Source organism: Micromonospora sp. NPDC049175 (assembly GCF_043197345.1).
Lineage (GTDB): Bacteria > Actinomycetota > Actinomycetes > Mycobacteriales > Micromonosporaceae > Micromonospora.
This window is the reverse complement of record NZ_JBICSY010000002.1, coordinates 955,164-972,644: the sequence shown is the minus strand read 5'-3', so window position 1 is coordinate 972,644 and position 17,481 is coordinate 955,164. Positions and strand designations below refer to the sequence as shown.

16 protein-coding genes are annotated in these 17,481 nt (G+C 72.6%); 6 read left to right on the top strand and 10 right to left on the bottom strand.

Translation table 11 applies throughout. From position 1 onward, the window contains the following. The first annotated feature begins 24 nt into the window (after positions 1-24). A complete protein-coding gene (locus ACGFH8_RS11540; protein WP_393366194.1) occupies positions 25-714 on the top strand; it encodes a TetR family transcriptional regulator in 690 nt (229 codons plus the stop codon). Between the two features lie 7 nt (positions 715-721). On the opposite strand, the gene ACGFH8_RS11535 is transcribed toward ACGFH8_RS11540, so the two are convergent. From ACGFH8_RS11535 to ACGFH8_RS11505, 7 genes are all read right to left on the bottom strand, one after another. Then, entirely contained in the window at positions 722-1,198 is a 477-nt protein-coding gene (locus tag ACGFH8_RS11535; protein WP_357075661.1) for a DUF4383 domain-containing protein, read from the bottom strand. 283 nt (positions 1,199-1,481) lie between these two features. Next, entirely contained in the window at positions 1,482-1,937 is a 456-nt protein-coding gene (locus ACGFH8_RS11530) for a DUF4383 domain-containing protein (protein ID WP_393366192.1), read from the bottom strand. 101 nt (positions 1,938-2,038) lie between these two features. Then, entirely contained in the window at positions 2,039-3,844 is a 1,806-nt protein-coding gene (locus ACGFH8_RS11525; RefSeq protein ID WP_393366190.1) for an ABC-F family ATP-binding cassette domain-containing protein, read from the bottom strand. A 111-nt stretch (positions 3,845-3,955) separates the two neighbouring features. Then, on the bottom strand, positions 3,956-4,906 hold the full coding sequence (locus ACGFH8_RS11520; RefSeq protein WP_393366188.1) for a 4-(cytidine 5'-diphospho)-2-C-methyl-D-erythritol kinase: 951 nt from the start codon (positions 4,904-4,906) through the stop codon (positions 3,956-3,958). Then, entirely contained in the window at positions 4,903-5,487 is a 585-nt protein-coding gene (locus tag ACGFH8_RS11515; RefSeq protein ID WP_393366187.1) for a Uma2 family endonuclease, read from the bottom strand. Before ACGFH8_RS11515 ends, ACGFH8_RS11520 begins: the two co-directional genes overlap by 4 nt. A 32-nt stretch (positions 5,488-5,519) precedes the next feature. Further along, positions 5,520-6,389, bottom strand: a complete 870-nt coding sequence (gene rsmA, locus ACGFH8_RS11510; protein ID WP_393366185.1) for a 16S rRNA (adenine(1518)-N(6)/adenine(1519)-N(6))-dimethyltransferase RsmA — start codon at positions 6,387-6,389, stop codon at positions 5,520-5,522. Positions 6,390-6,435: 46 nt separating this feature from the next. After that, positions 6,436-7,335 carry a TatD family hydrolase gene (locus ACGFH8_RS11505; protein WP_393366183.1) on the bottom strand — a complete coding sequence of 300 codons (900 nt, stop codon included), beginning with the start codon at positions 7,333-7,335 and terminating at the stop codon, positions 6,436-6,438. 235 nt (positions 7,336-7,570) lie between these two features. On the opposite strand from ACGFH8_RS11505, the gene ACGFH8_RS11500 reads away from it, so the two are divergent. Then, positions 7,571-8,815 (top strand): hypothetical protein, encoded by a 1,245-nt coding sequence (locus tag ACGFH8_RS11500; RefSeq protein ID WP_393366181.1) that lies wholly within the window; start codon positions 7,571-7,573, stop codon positions 8,813-8,815. 46 nt (positions 8,816-8,861) lie between these two features. Here the strand turns inward: ACGFH8_RS11500 and metG are convergent, their stop codons facing one another. Beyond that, positions 8,862-10,664 (bottom strand): methionine--tRNA ligase, encoded by a 1,803-nt coding sequence (metG, locus tag ACGFH8_RS11495; RefSeq protein ID WP_393366179.1) that lies wholly within the window; start codon positions 10,662-10,664, stop codon positions 8,862-8,864. Positions 10,665-10,821: 157 nt separating this feature from the next. Between metG and ACGFH8_RS11490 the strand changes: the two genes are divergently transcribed. Next, on the top strand, positions 10,822-11,922 hold the full coding sequence (locus ACGFH8_RS11490; protein WP_393366177.1) for a hypothetical protein: 1,101 nt from the start codon (positions 10,822-10,824) through the stop codon (positions 11,920-11,922). Between the two features lie 34 nt (positions 11,923-11,956). Here ACGFH8_RS11490 and rsmI read toward each other — a convergent pair whose 3' ends face one another. Further along, a complete protein-coding gene (rsmI, locus tag ACGFH8_RS11485; RefSeq protein WP_393367077.1) occupies positions 11,957-12,796 on the bottom strand; it encodes a 16S rRNA (cytidine(1402)-2'-O)-methyltransferase in 840 nt (279 codons plus the stop codon). Positions 12,797-12,937: 141 nt separating this feature from the next. On the opposite strand from rsmI, the gene ACGFH8_RS11480 reads away from it, so the two are divergent. The 3 genes from ACGFH8_RS11480 to ACGFH8_RS11470 all read left to right on the top strand — a co-directional run bounded on the left by ACGFH8_RS11480 (position 12,938) and on the right by ACGFH8_RS11470 (position 17,019). Continuing rightward, on the top strand, positions 12,938-14,587 hold the full coding sequence (locus ACGFH8_RS11480) for a dolichyl-phosphate-mannose--protein mannosyltransferase (RefSeq protein WP_393366175.1): 1,650 nt from the start codon (positions 12,938-12,940) through the stop codon (positions 14,585-14,587). Positions 14,588-14,953: 366 nt separating this feature from the next. Then, positions 14,954-16,237, top strand: coding sequence for a VWA domain-containing protein (locus ACGFH8_RS11475; protein WP_393366173.1), 1,284 nt, complete (start codon positions 14,954-14,956; stop codon positions 16,235-16,237). Then, positions 16,237-17,019 (top strand): peptidase, encoded by a 783-nt coding sequence (locus tag ACGFH8_RS11470; protein ID WP_393366171.1) that lies wholly within the window; start codon positions 16,237-16,239, stop codon positions 17,017-17,019. Before ACGFH8_RS11475 ends, ACGFH8_RS11470 begins: the two co-directional genes overlap by 1 nt. Before the next feature lie 52 nt (positions 17,020-17,071). Here the strand turns inward: ACGFH8_RS11470 and ACGFH8_RS11465 are convergent, their stop codons facing one another. Then, positions 17,072-17,341 carry a hypothetical protein gene (locus ACGFH8_RS11465; RefSeq protein WP_393366169.1) on the bottom strand — a complete coding sequence of 90 codons (270 nt, stop codon included), beginning with the start codon at positions 17,339-17,341 and terminating at the stop codon, positions 17,072-17,074. Positions 17,342-17,481 lie beyond the last annotated feature (140 nt).

Sequence of the window (17,481 nt, the reverse complement as noted above, 5' to 3'; positions counted from 1 at the left end):
ACCGAGCGCCAGCGAGGCGGCGACATGCCTGAGGTCAGTGACGGTGTCGGCGGCCGGCGGGTGACACCGCCGGTCCCGACGCCCAAGCCCAAACCCACCTCCCGAATCCGCATGTCGGCGGCTCAGCGACGCGAGCAGTTGATCGCGACCGGTCGGCAGCTCTTCGCCGAGCGCGGTTTCGACGCCACCTCCATCGAGGAGGTGGCGGCCCGCGCCAAGGTCTCCAAGCCTGTCGTCTACGAGCACTTCGGCGGCAAGGAAGGGCTCTACGCGGTGGTGGTGGACCGGGAGGTCCGGGCCCTGCTGGACCGGATCACCACGGCGTTGACCGCCGGGCACCCGCGGGAGTTGCTGGAGCAGGCGGCGCTGGCCCTGCTGACCTACATCGAGGAGGAGACCAGCGGTTTCCGGGTGCTGGTCCGCGAGTCGCCGCTGATGTCCGGCACGGCCAACTTCAGCAGCGTGATGAACGACGTCGCACACCAGGTCGAGCACATCCTGGGCGCCGAGTACAAGAGCCGGGGGTACGACCCGAAGCTTGCCGAGCTGTACTCGCAGGCGCTCGTCGGCATGGTGGCACTGACCGGCCGCTGGTGGCTGGAGGTGCGCAAGCCGCGCAAGGAGACGGTGGCGGCGCACCTCGTCAACCTGGCCTGGAACGGGCTGTCGCACCTGGAGGCGAAGCCGACGTTGATCACCGCCCGGCGTTCCTGACCGTTCGTCAGCCGCGGTGCACGTCGGCCACCGGGTGTTTACGGTTCGCCAGCTCCGCCTCGGCGTGTTCCGCCGGGCCGACCTTGTCGTACAGGCCGGTGCCGAGCAGGATCAGGCCGAACAGCATCGACACGACCACTGTCGACATCGAGAAGTTGAGGAAGTTCGCCCCGGTCTGCAGCACCGACATCATCAGGATGCTGGTCACCAGGAACACCACACCGGCCGTGAGATTCATGTAGTGGCCGAGGTTCGTGCGCCGGGACGCCCCGATGATCAGGACGACGCCGAAGACCACCGAGGCGAGTGAGAAGGCCAGGTTGGTCCGCAGGCCGAGGGCCCAGGTGCTGCTTCGGTCGAAGAGTGGGTCGCCGATCGTCTCGGCGACGCCCCAGACGCCGAACACCAGGATGTAGACGCCGATCAGACCGGAGAGGACCCGGTAGAGCGGCCGTGCCGGATGGTTAACCGGAAAGTGCGGCATACCCCTGACCCCATCCACCTGAGTTAGACCATTTCAGGAGGATTGTCGCCCAGGTAGGAGCCAACTGTCCGAAGAACCCCAAAGCCGAAGGGGTCCGCCGAAGGCTGGACCAGGTCAGGTTTTCGCCGGAGCCCGAGCTGCGCAGGGATCAAGCCTGACCGCCCGGAGCAGCTCGGGCTCCGGCGAAAACCACTACCGCGACCAAGCTCGGGCTCCGGCGAAAACCACTACCGCGACCAAACTCGGGCTCCGGCGAAAACCACAACCGCAAGCAAAAGCAAACTCAGAGCACGAGCCGAGCCTTCTGGAAAGCCTCCGCCTCGTCCTCCGACCCGACCTTGCCGTACATCCCGACCATGAGCAGCACCAGGGCGACGGCCATCACGACGATGACGGTGACGATGCTGAAGTTGAGGATGTTGGCGTCGGTCCGGATGAAGGCGAGGCTGGCCAGGCTGACCACCATCAGGGCGTACGACATCCACTGGTTGATCGCCACGTCGATGTTGCGGCCGAGCGCGGTGCCGACCAGCACGACGATCCCGAGCAGCACGCTGATCAGCGAGAAGCCGAGGTTCGTGCCCTGACCGAGGACCCGGGTGTCGTCCTGGGCGAGGATCTCGTTGCCGGTGCTCGCGATGATGCCGAGCACGCCGAAGACCACCAGGTACAGACCGGTCAGCCCGCCGATCGCCCGGTAGATCGGCCGCGCGGGGTGGTTGACGGGGGTGTGGGCCATGTCTGAGTCTCCAACGCCGTGGGGTAGGTGTCGCCGACGATTGTCCCGCATGTGGCGGTGTGACGCCGCACACGGCCCCCGGGCCCGTGCGTCCGGCCCGGTCAGCTCTCCGGAAGCTCCTCGGCGAGCGTCATCCAGGTCTCCTCGATCCGCTCCCGCTCGGCGCGCAGATCCTTGAGCTGAGCGTCCAGGTCGGCGACCCGCGCATAGTCGGTGGCGTCCGCCGCGAGCTGGTCGAGCAGGGTGGTCTCGCGCTGGTCGAGCTTGCCGAGCTGCCGTTCCAGTCGGGTCAACTCCTTGCGGGCCTGGCGGACCTCGGCGGCGGACATCCCGCCTCCCGAGGAAGCGGCGGGCGCGGAGGACGAGGTGACGCCCGCCCGGGAGAAGCCGGCCCGCTCCGCGGTCCGGGCGAGGTACTCGTCGACACCGCCCGGCAGGTGCACCAGCCGGCCGTCGCCGAACATCCCGTACGCGGTGTCGGTGACCCGCTCGATGAGGTAACGGTCGTGACTCGCCACGATGATCGTGCCGGGCCACGAGTCGAGCAGGTCCTCCAGCGCGGCGAGGGTGTCGGTGTCCAGGTCGTTCGTGGGCTCGTCGAAGAGCAGGACGTTGGGCTCGCCGGCGAGCAACCGCAGCATCTGCAACCGGCGGCGCTCCCCACCGGAGAGGTCGCTGACCGGGGTCCAGAGCCGGCGGTCGTCGAAGCCGAACACCTCGGCGAGCTGCGCGGCGGAGACCTCCCGGTCGCCGAGCTGCACCCGACGGGCGACCTCCTCGACGGCTTCGAGCACCCGCAGGTGCCCGGGCAGCTCGGTGAGCTCCTGCGACAGGAACGCGGGCCGCACCGTCGAGCCGGTGCCGAGGCGACCACCGTCGGGGCGGGTGATGCCGGCGAGCATCCGCAGCAGCGTGGTCTTGCCGGCGCCGTTGGCGCCGAGGATGGCGATCCGGTCACCCGGGCCGACCAGCCAGGTGACGTCGCGCAGGATCTCCTTCGGGCCGGCGTGCAGCTCGACGTTCTCCAGGTCGTACACCTGCTTGCCGAGCCGGGAGGTGGCCATGCGCTGCAGGGACATGGTGTCGCGCGCCGGTGGCACGTCGGCGATCAGCGCGTTCGCGGCGTCGATGCGGAACTGGGGCTTGGAGGTCCGGGCCGGCGGCCCACGGCGCAGCCAGGCGATCTCCTTGCGGAGCAGGTTCTGCCGGCGGGCCTCGGTCGCGGCGGCGACGCGTTCGCGCTCGGCGCGGGCGAGGGTCCAGGCGGCGAAACCACCCTCGTAGGCGCGGACGGTCTGGTCGGCGACCTCCCAGGTGTTGGTGCAGACCGCGTCGAGGAACCACCTGTCGTGGGTGACCACGACCAGCGAGCCCTTGCGCCCCACCAGGTGCCGGGCCAGCCAGTCGACACCGCCGACGTCGAGGTGGTTTGTGGGCTCGTCGAGAATGAGCAGGTCGGAGTCGCGGACGAGCAGCGCGGCGAGAGCCACCCGCCGCCGTTCGCCACCGGACATCGGGCCGACCGGCTGGTCGAGGCCGAGGTGCGGCATGCCGAGGCCGTCGAGGATGCCCCGGACACCTGCGTCGCCGGCCCACTCGTGCTCGGCGCCCATGCCCTCGTTGAGCCAGGCGGTGCCGAGCACGACATCCCGGACGGTGGCGTCGGGCGCGAGGGTGAGCTGCTGCGGCAGCCAGAGCACGCGGAGGTCACGGCGGTGGGTCACCCGGCCGTCGTCGGGGTCCTCCTGCTTGGTGAGAAGCCGCAGCAGGGTGGACTTCCCGGCGCCGTTGAGGCCGACCACGCCGATCCGGTCGGCGTCGTCCAGGCCGAGCGAGACGTCCGTGAGCAGCCGCCCTGCCGCGCCATACCCCTTGGACACCCGGTCCAGATTGACGATGTTCGCCACGTTCCACCCTTCATGATCAAGGCGTCCGGGTGCCGGCGGGCACCTGGACGCCTGACCCAAGGGTACGCGGATGCCCGCGCTGCCCGCGCCGCGCGGCCGCCGGGACGCGCGTCAGCCGACGCGGGCGCCGGCGACCGGACCGTGCGCGACCCGCGCCTGGCGGCACACGCCGGCAGCGGTCAGCTCGGCGGCGATCCGCTCCGCGTCGGCCGCGTCGGCGGCGAGGAACACGCAGGTGGGCCCGGAACCGGAGACGATGCCGGTGAGCGCACCGGCCGCCTCACCGGCCTTGAGCGTGTCGGCGAGCGCCGGGCGCATGGCCAGCGCGGCGTCCTGGAGGTCGTTGCCGAGCGTCCGGGCCAGCACCCGGGGGTCGCGCTGGCGCAGCGCGCCCAGCAGCCCGTCGGTGCTGCCCAACGGGGCACCGGCGGCGCCGGTGTCGCGGAGCCGATCCAACTCCCGGTACGCGGCCGGGGTGGACAGGCCGACGTCGGCGATCGCCACCACCCAGTGCCAGGAGGTGGGGCGGACCAGCACCGGGCTGATCGCCTCGCCCCGGCCGGTGCCCAGCGCGGTGCCGCCGTAGATCAGGAACGGCACGTCGGAGCCCAGGTCGGCGGCGATCCCGGCCAACTCGTCGCGGGACAGCCCGGTGCCCCAGAGCGCGTCGCAGGCCACCAGGGCGGCAGCCGCGTCGGCGCTGCCACCGGCCAGCCCACCGGCGAGCGGGATCTGCTTGCGCAGGTGCAGTCGGGCGTGCGGCAGCACCCCGGCGTACCCGGCGAGAGCGTGCGCGGCGCGGATCACCAGGTTGCTGTCGTCGAGCGCCAGCTCACCGGTGCCCTCGCCCTCCATGGTCAGGGCGAGCGTGTCGCCCCGGCGGGCCGTCAACTCGTCGTAGATCGAGATGGCGTGGTAGACGGTGTTCAACTCGTGGTAGCCGTCGCGGCGCAGCGGGCCCACCCCGAGGTGCAGATTGACCTTCGCGGGCACCCGGACCTTCACCGGCCCGATGGCCCCACGCCGCTCGTCCTCGCCGTCCGGTCGCCAGGCCTCGGTCACGGGGTGATGTCCCGCACGCGCAGGCGGATGTCGAACGGCTTGGCCACGATCAGCTCCTCGGCAGAGTCGGCGGCCAGCTCGTAGCGGCCGTCGACCAGGTCGTACGCGTACACGTGCACCGGATTCTGCTCGATCCGCCAGTAGTGCGGAATCCCGGCATCGGCGTAGTCGGCCGGCTTCTCCAGCCGGTCCCGCCGTCGGGTGCCGGGCGAGACAACCTCGACGGCCAGCATGACCTGCTCAGCATCGAAGTAGTGGCTGGTGCCAACGAGGGGGCGGCGCAACAGCACCACGTCCGGCTCAAGGGTGTTGCGGTGGTTGATCGCCACTCCGATGGCGGTAGCTGGCGACAGATCCAGCGGGGCGTGCTGTCGCAGCCACATCCAGAGCAGGCTGCTGATGTTCTGGTGGTCATAGGTGGGGGAAGGGACCACGACGAGGACTCCGTCACGTAGCTCGACGCGGGGGGCGTCGTCGGGCAGGGCCAGCACGTCCTCGATGGTGTGGTTGGCCAGCCGCTGCCGGACGGGATCCGGGGTCCACATCCCGTGGGCGGCGGGCTCGATCGGCTGCGCGGTCACTCGTACACCTCCTCGGCGGGCACGGCGTCAGCCTACTTCGCGGTACGCGTACCGGTCGGAGCCGACGCGGCGATGGCGGCGAACTGCTCGACGGTCAGCGACTCCCCCCGGGCGCCGGGGTCGACGCCGGCCGCGGTGAGGGCGGCGGCGGCCCGGTCCGGGCCGCCGGCCCAGCCGGCCAGGGCGGCGCGCAGCGTCTTGCGGCGCTGCGCGAACGCCGCGTCGACAACGGCGAAGACCTGCTCCCGGGGTACGTCGGCGCGGGGCGGTTGGCGGCAGCTGAAGGCGACCAGACCGGAGTCGACGTTCGGCACCGGCCAGAACACGTTCGGCGGCACCCGCCCGGCACCTCGGGCCTGGGCGTACCAGGCGAGCTTTACCGACGGGATGCCGTACACCTTGGAGCCGGGGCCGGCGACCAGCCGGTCGGCGACCTCCTTCTGCACCATCACCAGCCCGTGCCGCAGGGTGGGCAGCACGGCGAGCAGGTGCAGCACCACGGGCACCGCCACGTTGTAGGGCAGGTTCGCCACCAGCGCGGTCGGCGGCGGGTCGGCCAGCTCGGCGGCGTCGACGCGCAGCGCGTCGGCGCGGTGCACGGTGAGCCGGCCGGCGTCCGCGCCGGCGTGCCGGGCGACGGTCTCCGGCAGCGCCCCGGCGAGCACCGGGTCGATCTCCACGGCGTGCACGTGCCCGGCGACCGGCAGCAGCCCCAGGGTCAACGAACCGAGCCCGGGGCCGACCTCCAGGGCCACGTCGTCGGGGGTCAGCCCGGCGGCGGTGACGATCCGGCGGACGGTGTTCGGGTCGTGCACGAAGTTCTGGCCCAGCTTCTTGGTGGGCGCGACACCCAGCCGGGCGGCGAGTTCCCGGATCTCCGCCGGGCCGAGGAGACCGGTCATGGCTGGCAGCGTAACGACGGGGTCGGCGCCGACCGGCGGGCCGGGCTCACCACGGGCCGAAGGCCCGGTCGCCGGTGGCGGAGATGGCCGCGCACAACTCGTCCAGGTCACTGCCGGTGGTCGCGGCGAGCGCGCGGACGGTGACCGGGATCAGGTACGAGGCGTTCGGCCGTCCCCGGTGCGGCGTCGGCGTGAGGTACGGGGCGTCGGTCTCCACCAGCAACTGGTCCAGCGGGGTGAGCGCGGCGGCCTCGCGCAACGCGGTGGCGCTGCCGAAGGTGACGGTGCCGGCGAAGCTGAGCAGGTAGCCGCGGCGGACGCACTCGCGGGCGAACTCGGCGTCGCCGGAGAAGCAGTGCAGCACGACCGTGTCCGGGGCACCCTCGTCGTCGAGGATTCGCAGCACGTCGGCGTGGGCGTCCCGGTCGTGGATGACGAGCGCCTTGTCGTAACGCTTGGCGATGGCGATGTGCGCCCGGAAGCTGGCCTCCTGCGCGGCACGCCCCTCGTCGCCGGTCCGGAAGAAGTCCATGCCGGTCTCGCCGATCCCCCGGACCCGGTCGCGGGCGGCGAGGGACTCGATCTCCCGCAGCGCCTCGTCGAGGTCGTCGAGGCGAGGCGCCTCGTTGGGGTGCAGCGCCACGGTGGCCAGCACGGCGGGATACTTGTCGGCGGTGTCCGCGCCCCACCGCGAGGAGGCGACGTCGACCCCCACCTGGACCAGCCGGTCCACGCCGACAGTGGTGGCCAACGCGATCGCCACGGCAACCGGGTCGTCGGCCGGCCCGCCGCCGGGCACGCCGGCCTCGCTGACCGTGATGTCCAGGTGGGTGTGGCTGTCCAGCACCGGCCGGGGCAGCGGCTCGGGGGCGGGCGGAAACTCTCCGGCCCGCCGGGCGGCACGCTCTCGACGGGATTCAGTGGGCTCGCTCATCAGCGACAGCATCACACACCGGGCCTGTCCATCTGCCCGCCACCCGACGTTCACCTCGGCTACGCCGCGCGACTCTACCGTCGCCGCGTGAGCGAGCGCAGCGAGCGAACCATGAGGCACAGCAGCGCGGCGTCTCACGCCGCTGCCGAGCGCAGCGAGGCGGTGGCGTGAGCGAGCGCAGCGAGCGAACCATCAGGTGCGGCAGCGTGGCGTCTCACGCCGCTGCCGAGCGCAGCGAGGCAGCGGCGTGAGACGCCACGCGAGCGGCGCGGCCGACGAACGCACCGGGCTGCGCGTGGCGTTCGGCGGGGGTGTCTACCCGGCCGAGGAGATCGCCCGGGGCGCCGCGTACGAGCTGTTCAGCGCCGACGAGGTGGCCGGCTTCGAGTGGGCGCCCCGACCGGGCAGCGCGCTGCCGTGGCACCGGTTCGTGCACGTCAGCGAGGTGACCGCGGTGCACGGGGCCACGGAGCCGGCCGACGAGCCGGAGACGCCGCTGATGGTGCCGGCGCACCGCGAGCGGGGTTGGGCGTACCTGCACCAGCTCAGTCAGCAGCCGGCCGCCGCCGCCGCGGACCCGACGCTGACGATGGCACGCGCGTCGGCGGTGGTCCGGCGGGGCACCCGGATGGTGAAGATGCTCTCCGCCCAGCAGCTCGCCGGGTACGTACGAGGCTGGTTGCCGCACGGCTTCTGCTACCGCGAGCACGACGTGGCGCATCTGCGGACGCCGGCGACGACGACGGTGCTGCGTACCGACGGGGAGGTCAGCAGGGACGGTCCGGAGGTGGCGTACGCGTTGCGCTGGCGGGCGTCCGACCCGGGTGACTACGACGTGCCGGTGGGCGAGGCACACCGCGGCCTGACCGCGCTGGGATCCCGCGACCGGCTCGGCGCGCCGGTGCTGGGCACGGGCTTCGTGCCGAGCAACGGTCAGCTCATCCCGGAGTTCGTCACCCGCGACTTCGCCGACCTGCCGATGCCGGCGAACGCCGCCCTGATCGCCTACCCGCCGGAGGGGGTGGAGGTGGTGCTCTACACCTACCAGGCCGAGCAGCGCGCGTGGCTGCGGATGGTGGGCCCGCAGTGGCGACACCTGCTGGCCGCGGTGCCCGGCCTCTCCCCGGACCAGGAGTATGTGCCGAACGCCGACGCGCCGCGCTCCACCCAGCTTGTCGGCTGGTACGGCGACACCGAGTACGAGGCGGTGGCCGACCTGCCCGGCGGGTTCCGGGTGCTGGCGATGACCCGGGCGGCCCGTTACCCGGTGAGCGCGGTGGCCCGCCGGGTCCGGTTCGCCCAGTGGCGCGGCGTGCCGTGCCTGGTGCTGCGGGAGGAGGCCGGCTGGTTGCGGGTGCGGCTGCGCTACCCGAACCCGGACGCGGTGGTCGCGACCGGCGCGCAGTGCCACGAACGGGGGGTCTACGAGGCGTGGGCGCCGGGTGCCGAGGTGACCGACGACCAGGTGATGGACGCCCGGTACGCGATGTGACGGTCCCGGGCGGCGGGATGCCCCGCCGCCCGGGGTGTCGAGCGGTTCAGTCGGCCAGCCGGGCCAGCTCCTCGTCGACGATCGACGGGTCGAGCTTGCGGAACACCGGCTTCGGCGTGGCCAGCGGCCGGCCCGCCTCGATCGACACCGACTCCCAGCGCGCGCCGACCGTGTAGTCCCCGGTCAGCACCGGGTACGCCGGACCGCCGTCCAGGTCGTCGACCTGCTCGATGACCGGCATCGGCGCGTGCACGCCGGTGCCACCGAGCAGCTCGTGCACCTGCTGCGCGGAGTGCGGCAGGAACGGGGTGAGCAGCGTGTTGGCGTCGCTGATCACCTGGAGGGCGACGTGCAGGATGGTGCCCATCCGGGGCTTGTCCGCCTCGGCCTTGAGCTTCCAGGGCGCCTGCTCGGAGAGGTACTTGTTGGCCTCGGCGACCACCTTCATGGCCTCGCCGATGGCCTGCTTCTGCCGGTGCCGGCCGATCAGGTCGCCGACTCCCGCGAAGCCGGCGCGGGCCACCGCGAGCAGCGCCTCGTCGGCCTCGGTGAGCCCGGCCGGGTCGACCGGCGGGATCGCCCCGAAGTTCTTCGCCGCCATCGAGACGCACCTGTTGACCAGGTTGCCCCAGCCGGCGACCAGCTCGTCGTTGTTGCGGCGGAGGAACTCGGCCCAGGTGAAGTCGGTGTCGTTGCTCTCCGGGCCGGCGGCGGCGATGAAGTAGCGCAGCGCGTCGGCGTCGTAGCGCTCCAGGAAGTCGCGAACGTAGATGACCACCTTGCGGGACGAGGAGAACTTGCGCCCCTCCATGGTCAGGTATTCGCTGGAGACCACCTCGGTGGGCAGGTTGAGCCGGCCCAGCTCGCCCGGCTCACCGTCGCGGGAGCCCTCGCCGGAGTATCCGGAGAGCAGCGCCGGCCAGATCACCGAGTGGAAGACGATGTTGTCCTTGCCCATGAAGTAGTAGGAGCGGGAGTCCTTGCCCTCCCCGTCGGTCGACCACCACTTGCGCCACGCCTGCGGGTCGCCGGAGCGGCGGGCCCACTCGATGGAGGCGGACAGGTAGCCGATCACCGCGTCGAACCAGACGTAGATCCGCTTGTCGGACCGGTCCCGCCAGCCGTCCAGCGGGATCGGCACGCCCCACTCCAGGTCCCGGGTGATCGCCCGGGGCTGGAGGTCGTCGAGCAGGTTGCGGGAGAAGCGCAGCACGTTTGGCCGCCACCCGTCCCGGGTGTCCAGCCACTGCCGCAGCACCTCGGCCAGGGCCGGCAGGTCCAGGAAGAAGTGCTCGGTCTCGACGAACTTCGGGGTCTCCCCGTTGATCCGCGACTTCGGGTCGATCAGGTCGATCGGGTCGAGCTGGTTGCCGCAGTTGTCACACTGGTCGCCGCGCGCGCTGTCGTACCCGCAGATCGGGCAGGTGCCCTCGATGTAGCGGTCGGGCAGGGTGCGCCCGGTGGACGGCGAGATCGCGCCCATGGTGGTCTTCGGCACGATGTAGCCGTTGCGGTACATCCCCTCGAACAGCTCCTGCACCACCGCGTAGTGATTGCGGGTGGTGGTGCGGGTGAACAGGTCGTAGGAGAGGCCGAGGCCGTGCAGGTCCTCGACGATCACCCTGTTGTACCGGTCGGCCAGCTCGCGCGGGGTCACCCCGTCGGCGTCGGCCTGCACCTGGATCGGGGTGCCGTGCTCGTCGGTGCCGGAGACCATGAGCACGTCGTGGCCGGCCATCCGCATGTACCGGGCGAAGACGTCGGAGGGAACGCCGAAACCGGAGACGTGGCCGATGTGGCGGGGGCCGTTGGCGTACGGCCAGGCCACTGCCGCGAGAACGTGACTCATGAGCAGCAAGCCTAGTGACCCGGCCGGGGCGACCGCGAACCAATAGGGGGTGCCGGGCCGGCGGACCGGACCGACCACCCGCCCAATGGTCCGATTTGTCGCCGACACGCGGCTCAACTGCCCGATCCGCCCTCCCGAGCGGTGTGCAATGAACCTCGTGACTGGCAGACGAGCGGCACGGGACCGCGAGGACCGTCCCACCGGCCCGACGGTCGGCGGCGATCCCGACCCGGCCGCGCCCCGCGAAGCCGGGGTCGCGCCCCAGCCTCGGCCGGTGCCGGGCCTCGACCCGGGTTTCGCGGCGCGACCGAGCCCGGCCCCACGACCGGGCCCTGCCGCCGACCGGCCGGCGGACCAGCGGCCCGCGCCGTCCGGACGGGCGGTCGCGCCGAGGCGCGACGACCCCGCGAGTCTCGCCGCCGCACCGGCCCGGCCCACCCCCGTCCGTCCGACCCCGGCGGCGCCCGCGCCCAGCCCGGCCCGACCCGGCCCGCCGGTCCCGCCGGTCGGCGCGGAGGCCGTCGAGGTGGAGCCGACGACCGGGGCGCCGGTGGACGCGGTGCCGAGTCGGGTGCCCGTCCGGCAGCAGAGCGGCAGGCAGCGGGGCCACCCGCCCGGCGGTGACCGACCGGACGACGACGGCGCCTTCTGGGCGCCGATCGAGGAGGTGCACTGGGACGGCACCCCGGTCCGGGAGGACCCGTCGCCGGAGCGCGACCGCGGCTCACGAGCGGCGGGCCGCCGCGTTCCGAGCCGTGCCGTCCCACCTCCCGATCCCCTGCCCGGGCTCGCCGCGCTTGTGGCGCTGGCCCTGGTCACGGCCTTCTTCGCCTGGGTCAGCGCCGGCCCGTTCTGGCTGGCGGTCGGGCACGCGCGGGCGGGCACCGTGGTGATCGCCGAGTGCACCGGCAGCGGGCTCACCCAGCGGTGCCGAGGGATCTTCACGGCGCAGGACGGGCGGTTCGTCGCGCACGGGGTACGGGTCAGCGGCGTGCCCGCCGGCGCGGACGCGACCGGCACACCGCTACCGGCGCGGATGACTGGCCCCGACGGCGGCACCGCGTACGCGGACACCGGGGTGGTCCAGCACCTGCGCTGGCTGCCCGGCCTGCTTGTGGTGCTGGGCTGCGTCGCCGGCATCGTGCGGTGGACCGGGTCGGCCCGGCTGCCCGGCCGCCGGCACCGCCGCTGGGCCGTGGCGGTCGCCGTCACCGGCCCGGTGCTGATCACCGTCGGCTTCCTGGCCGCCGCCTGGTGAACCCGCCGTCCGGTGCGCCGCAGCGCGGCTTCGGTCAGCTGTGCACGATCGTGTAGACGTCCCGGCGGCGCAGCGCGTACTCGGTGGCGACGTCGGTGATGGCGTCGCGGCGGGACCGGCCGCCGGCCTCCCGCTCGGCGACCGCCGCGCGCAGGGTGTCGTCGTCGGGGCGCTCCGGAGCGGTCACCGGCGCCCCGGCCACCACCAGGGTGATCTCGCCGCGCGGGTCGCCCTCGGCGGCCCACCGGGCCAACTCGCCGAGGGGACGCCGGAGCACCTCCTCGTAGGTCTTGGTGAGCTCGCGGCAGAGCGCGGCCGGACGATCCGCGCCGAACGTGTCGGCCAGGTCGGTGAGCGCCGCGCCGATCCGGTGCGGGGCCTCGAAGAAGACGAGCGTGCGCTCCTCGGCGGCGAGGGCGCGCAGCCGGGATCGGCGGGCGCCCGGGGTGCGGGGCAGGAAGCCCTCGAAGCAGAACCTGTCGCAGGGCAGCCCGGACACCGCCAGCGCGGTGGTGACGGCGCTCGGTCCGGGGGCGACGGTGACCGGCGCCCCGACGTCCAACGCGGCCCGGACCAGCCGGTAGCCGGGGTCGGAGACGCTCGGCATCCCCCCGTCGGTGACCAGGGCCACCACGTACCCGCCGAGGATCACCTCGACCAGCTCGGGCGTACGCCGCTCCTCGTTGCCCTCGAAGTAGGAGACGATGCGACCGCCGACGGTGATGTCGAGATCGCGGGCCAGCCGGGTGAGCCGGCGAGTGTCCTCGGCCGCGACGACGTCGGCGGTGCTCAGCACCTCCCGGAGTCGGGCCGAGGCGTCGGCGGGGTTGCCGAGCGGGGCACCGAGCAGGATCAGGCGCCCAGCTTCGGACATTTCACCCACGAATTCGTCTCCTTCATCGACAGCGAGTACCGGTATCGGGGACGACGGGCGCCACCGAGCACCTTGGCAGCCTACGATCGCCGGGTGACGAGTGCGTCGACTGCGCAGAGCCCGAGCGCCGATCCTGCCAAGATGGTCGAGGTGACGGGCGAGCCCAGCCCCCACCAGGAGCCGACGGCGCCGCCCGCCGGTGCGGGCGGCGCGCCCGCCCAGGTCCGACGACGGTTCGCCACCGTCGAAAGCCAACTGGACCGGTTCTCCTGGGCGGCCACGGCTGTGGTCGTGGCCATCGCGGCGATCCTGCGCTTCGTCGGGCTCTCCGACATCAAGGGCAAGATCTTCGACGAGACGTACTACGCCAAGGACGGCTACGGGCTGATCAGCCGGGGCGTCGAATGGAACTACAAGGACAACGGCCCGTCGTACGTCGTGCACCCGCCGCTGGGCAAGTGGCTGATCGGCCTCGGCGAGTGGGCGTTCGGCTATCAGGACGCCGACTCGAAGGTCTCGGTCCCCGGGCACCTGATGACCACCGCGCCGGAGTTCGGCTGGCGGTTCTCGGCGGCCGTGATCGGCACGCTGTCGGTGTTGCTGCTGGTGCGCATCGGTCGGCGGATGTTCCACTCGACGGTGCTCGGCTGCGCCGCCGGCCTGCTGCTCGCCCTGGACGGCTTCCACCTGGTGCTGTCCCGGGCGGCCCTGCTCGACATCTTCCTGCTCTTCTTCGTGCTGGCCGCGTTCGGCGCGTTGGTGCTCGATCGGGACGCCCGCCGTCGCCGCTGGGCGCGGGCCCTGGACGACGGGCTCGACCCGAGTCAGCCGGGTCGGGCCGGCCGACCGCCGACCGGTTGGCGCACCTGGCCGTGGTGGCGGCTGGCCGCCGGGGTGCTGATCGGCTGCGCCTGCGCGGTGAAGTGGAGCGCACTGTATTTCGTCCCGGCCTTCGCGCTGCTCGTCGTCCTCTGGGAGGTCGGCGTCCGCCGCTCGGCGGGGGCCCGCCGGCCCTGGCGGGACGCCCTGCTCGACGAGCTGCCCTGGCTGCTGCTGGCCGGCGTGCTCATGATCGGCACCTATCTCGCCACCTGGTCGGGTTGGCTGATCACCGATGACGGCTACTACCGGCTCGCGTCCGCCTACCCGGCCGCCCACCTCAGTGACCGCCCGGTGATCGGCCCGCTGATCAACCTCTTCGAGTACCACAAGGCGGCGTACGGCTTCCACGCCCAGCTCGACGACGCGCACAAGTACCAGTCGTGGCCGTGGCAGTGGCTGCTGCTCGGCCGCCCGGTGGCGTTCCACTGGGCCGGCGACGGCACCAACTGGGCCTCGGAGATCCTGCTGCTGGGCACCCCGTTGCTCTGGTGGTCGTTCCTGCCCGCCCTGGCGGCGCTGGCCTGGCTGGGCGTGGCCCGTCGCGACTGGCGGGCCGGCGCGATCCTGCTCACCGTGGCCGCCGGGCTGCTGCCGTGGTTCTGGTTCGCCCTCGACGGCCGGACGATGTTCTCGTTCTACGCCGCGCCGGCGCTGCCCTTCCTGGTGCTGGCCGTGGTGTACGTGCTCGGCGCGCTGATCGCCCCCGCCGGGAGTGAGGTGGGCACGGTGGCGCCGTTGGTGCCCGGCGACCCGAGTTACGAGCGCCGGTTCGTGGGCGGCATCGCGGCCGGGGCGTACGTGCTGCTGGTGGCGCTCTGCTTCGCGTACTTCTACCCGATCTTCGTCGGCAAGAGCATCGCGTATTCGGACTGGTTGTCCCGAATGTGGCTCGACGGCCGGTGGATATAAGCACCGACAGGCGACGCGCCGCACAGCGCGACGGAGAAGGGCCCGCACGCCGAAGCGTGCGGGCCCTTCTGACATAGACGCGCGCCCCGATCGCCTGCCACGGGGGAAGCGGGCGATTGGGGCGCGCATGAAGAGCTTAACCACCGTGCACCACCGGCACAACGGGTCAACTTAAGTCAGATTTCCGACCGATGGCGGCCGAACCGATGCTTGCCATCGAGCAGTTGACCGAGGATGACCTGGCGTGGACCCAGCGCACGAAGGCGGCCGACCAGCGGTGCTCGTCGACTCGGCCGGGAACGGCAGGCCGGAAACCCGCACCAACCCCAGTGATCATCCAAAGTGGATCTCACTACACTGCGGACCGTGATCAACTTCAAACGATCGGCGGCTGTCCTTCTCGGACTGTTGGCGACCACCGCGCTGGCCGGGCCGGTCCCGGCGCAGGCCGACGAGGAGCAGGTGCCCGAGCCTCCCCGGGTCGAGCTCGTGCTCGACGTCAGCGGCTCGATGCGCGCCGCCGACATCGACGGACGCAGCCGGATCTCGGTCGCCCAGCAGGCCTTCAACGAGGTGGTGGACGCCCTGCCGGAGGACACCCAGCTCGGCATCCGGGTGCTCGGCGCGACCTACCACGGCAAGGACAAGAAGGTCGGCTGCCAGGACACCCAGCAGATCGTCCCGGTCGGTCCGGTGGACCGCTCCGCGGCCAAGGCCGCGGTGGCGACGCTGCGACCGACCGGGTTCACACCTGTCGGCCTCGCACTGCGCTCGGCCGCACAGGACCTGGGCACCGGGGCCACCACCCGACGGATCGTGCTGATCACCGACGGGGAGGACACCTGCGCCCCGCCGGACCCGTGCGAGGTGGCCCGCGAGTTGGCCGCCCAGGGCACCAGCCTGGTCGTCGACACCCTCGGCCTGGCCCCCGACGAGAAGGTCCGCCGGCAACTGCTCTGCATCGCCAGCGCGACCGGCGGCACCTACACCGCCGCCCAGAGCGCCGAGGAGCTGACCGGCCGGATCAAGCAGCTCGTCGAGCGGGCCGGCGCCACCAACACCCGGGCGCCGACGGTCGTCGGCGGCGCGAACGCCTGCGCCTCGGCGCCACTGCTCGCCCCCGGCGTCTACGCCGACCGGGAGGCGTTCTCCGAGCACCGCTACTACCGGGTGCCGGTACGCCCCGGGCAGGAGCTGCGGGCGTCGGTGAGCATGGCGCTGGACCGGGCGGTCAACCGGGACTACGGGGTGCTGCTGCGGGCCACCGCGGCGGACGGCCGGGAACTGGTCCGGGGCGCGGACGCCGGCAGCGGGCGAGCCGACGTGCTCTCCGCCGGGCTGCGCTGGTCCGCCACCGCCGACGACGAGGACGCACCGAGAGCCGAGGAGAGCGCCAACCCGGTCGTCGAGCCCACCACCGTCTGCCTGGTGGTGAGCAACTCGTTCGCCCCGCGACCCGGCACCGCGGCGACTCCGGGCATGCCCGTGGAGTTGACCATCGACGTGGTCGCCGCCGCGCCCACGCCCAACGGACCGGACCTCGGCCGGGGCTGGGTCCTGCTCGCCCTGCTCACCATCGCCGGGTTGCTCACCGGGCTGCTCGTCGGCCTACTCAGCCGCTGGTGGGTCGCCACCTGGAGGGAGAACTGATGCGTACCCCACTGTCGCGTTCGCTGGCGGCGCTGCTCGCCGCCGGCGGGGCCGCGCTGCTCCCGGCCGCGGCCGTCGCCGCGCCGAGCCCCTCCCCCGGAGCCACGCCGGTGAACCGGGCCGGCACGTCGTTCCTCAGCGCCACCCCGATCGCCGCCGGACAACCGGTGCGGGTGGACGCCTCGATCGGCGACCACCTCTACTGGTCGTTCCCGGCTACCGCCGGTCAGGTGCAGGAGATCAGCGCCACCGTCACCTTCCCGAAGGGGCGCAGCGGAGCATCCACCTGGACGGTCGACGTCTTCGACGGGCTGCGTCGGCGTCAGGCGTGCACGGCGGGGGCGCAGACCCCGACCGTGGACGCCGCGGCGACGAACGTGGCGCTCGGCTGCACGCTGCGCGAGGTACGGCCGTGGGCCGAGCCCTGGTCGGCCGACCCGCTGCCCGGCACGTACGTCGTCCGGCTCTCGGTGATCGACCTGCCGGAGCCGGATCTGGGCGCGCCGATCGACGTGGACCTGCTGGTTGGCACGATCGCCGATCGGGGCGCCTCGGCCGACGACGGCGAGTTGGCCGCACCGCTGGTGCCGAACACCAAGGCGGGCACGGTGCTCACCGCCGTACCCCCGGACGAGCCGGCTGCCGACGACGAGAGCGACCCGCTCGCGGACTGGTTGCCGGACCTCGGCTCGCGTTGGGTCTGGACCGGCATCGGCGGCGTGCTCGCCGCGGTGGCCGGCGTGCTGGGTTTCACGATGACCCGGCGGCCCCGGCGCCGCTGAACGACGCCCGGCCCCGCTGGTGGCCCCGCCCGACGGTGGGGCCACCAGCGGTTCAGCCGCGTCGAGGGCCGCGGGGCAGCCAGCCGATGAAACGGTCCTGGAGAGACATCACCGGGGCGGTACGCAGATCCTCCGTGGCGGCGGCGAGGCAGGAACCCAGATAGACGCTGAGCATTGCCCGGTCGCTGCCGTACTCGGCCAACAACCGGCTGCGTTTCGTCGCACAGGGCCACTCGTCACCGCACGATACGCAGCTCCAGCAGGGGGTCTTCGGGGCGTGATCATCGGCTCGCACCCCCGACCGTTCGGCACTGTCGGTCATCGCACGTCCTTCCAGATGTCCACGGGTCTGGCCAGCAGCGGTGCCCGGCCAGGGTTCGATGGTGGTCCCCCCGGAGCCATCAGAGAGGGCGATGCGCGGCCCTCCGGTGTTACATCCTTGCGGTACCTTCTCCGGTTGTG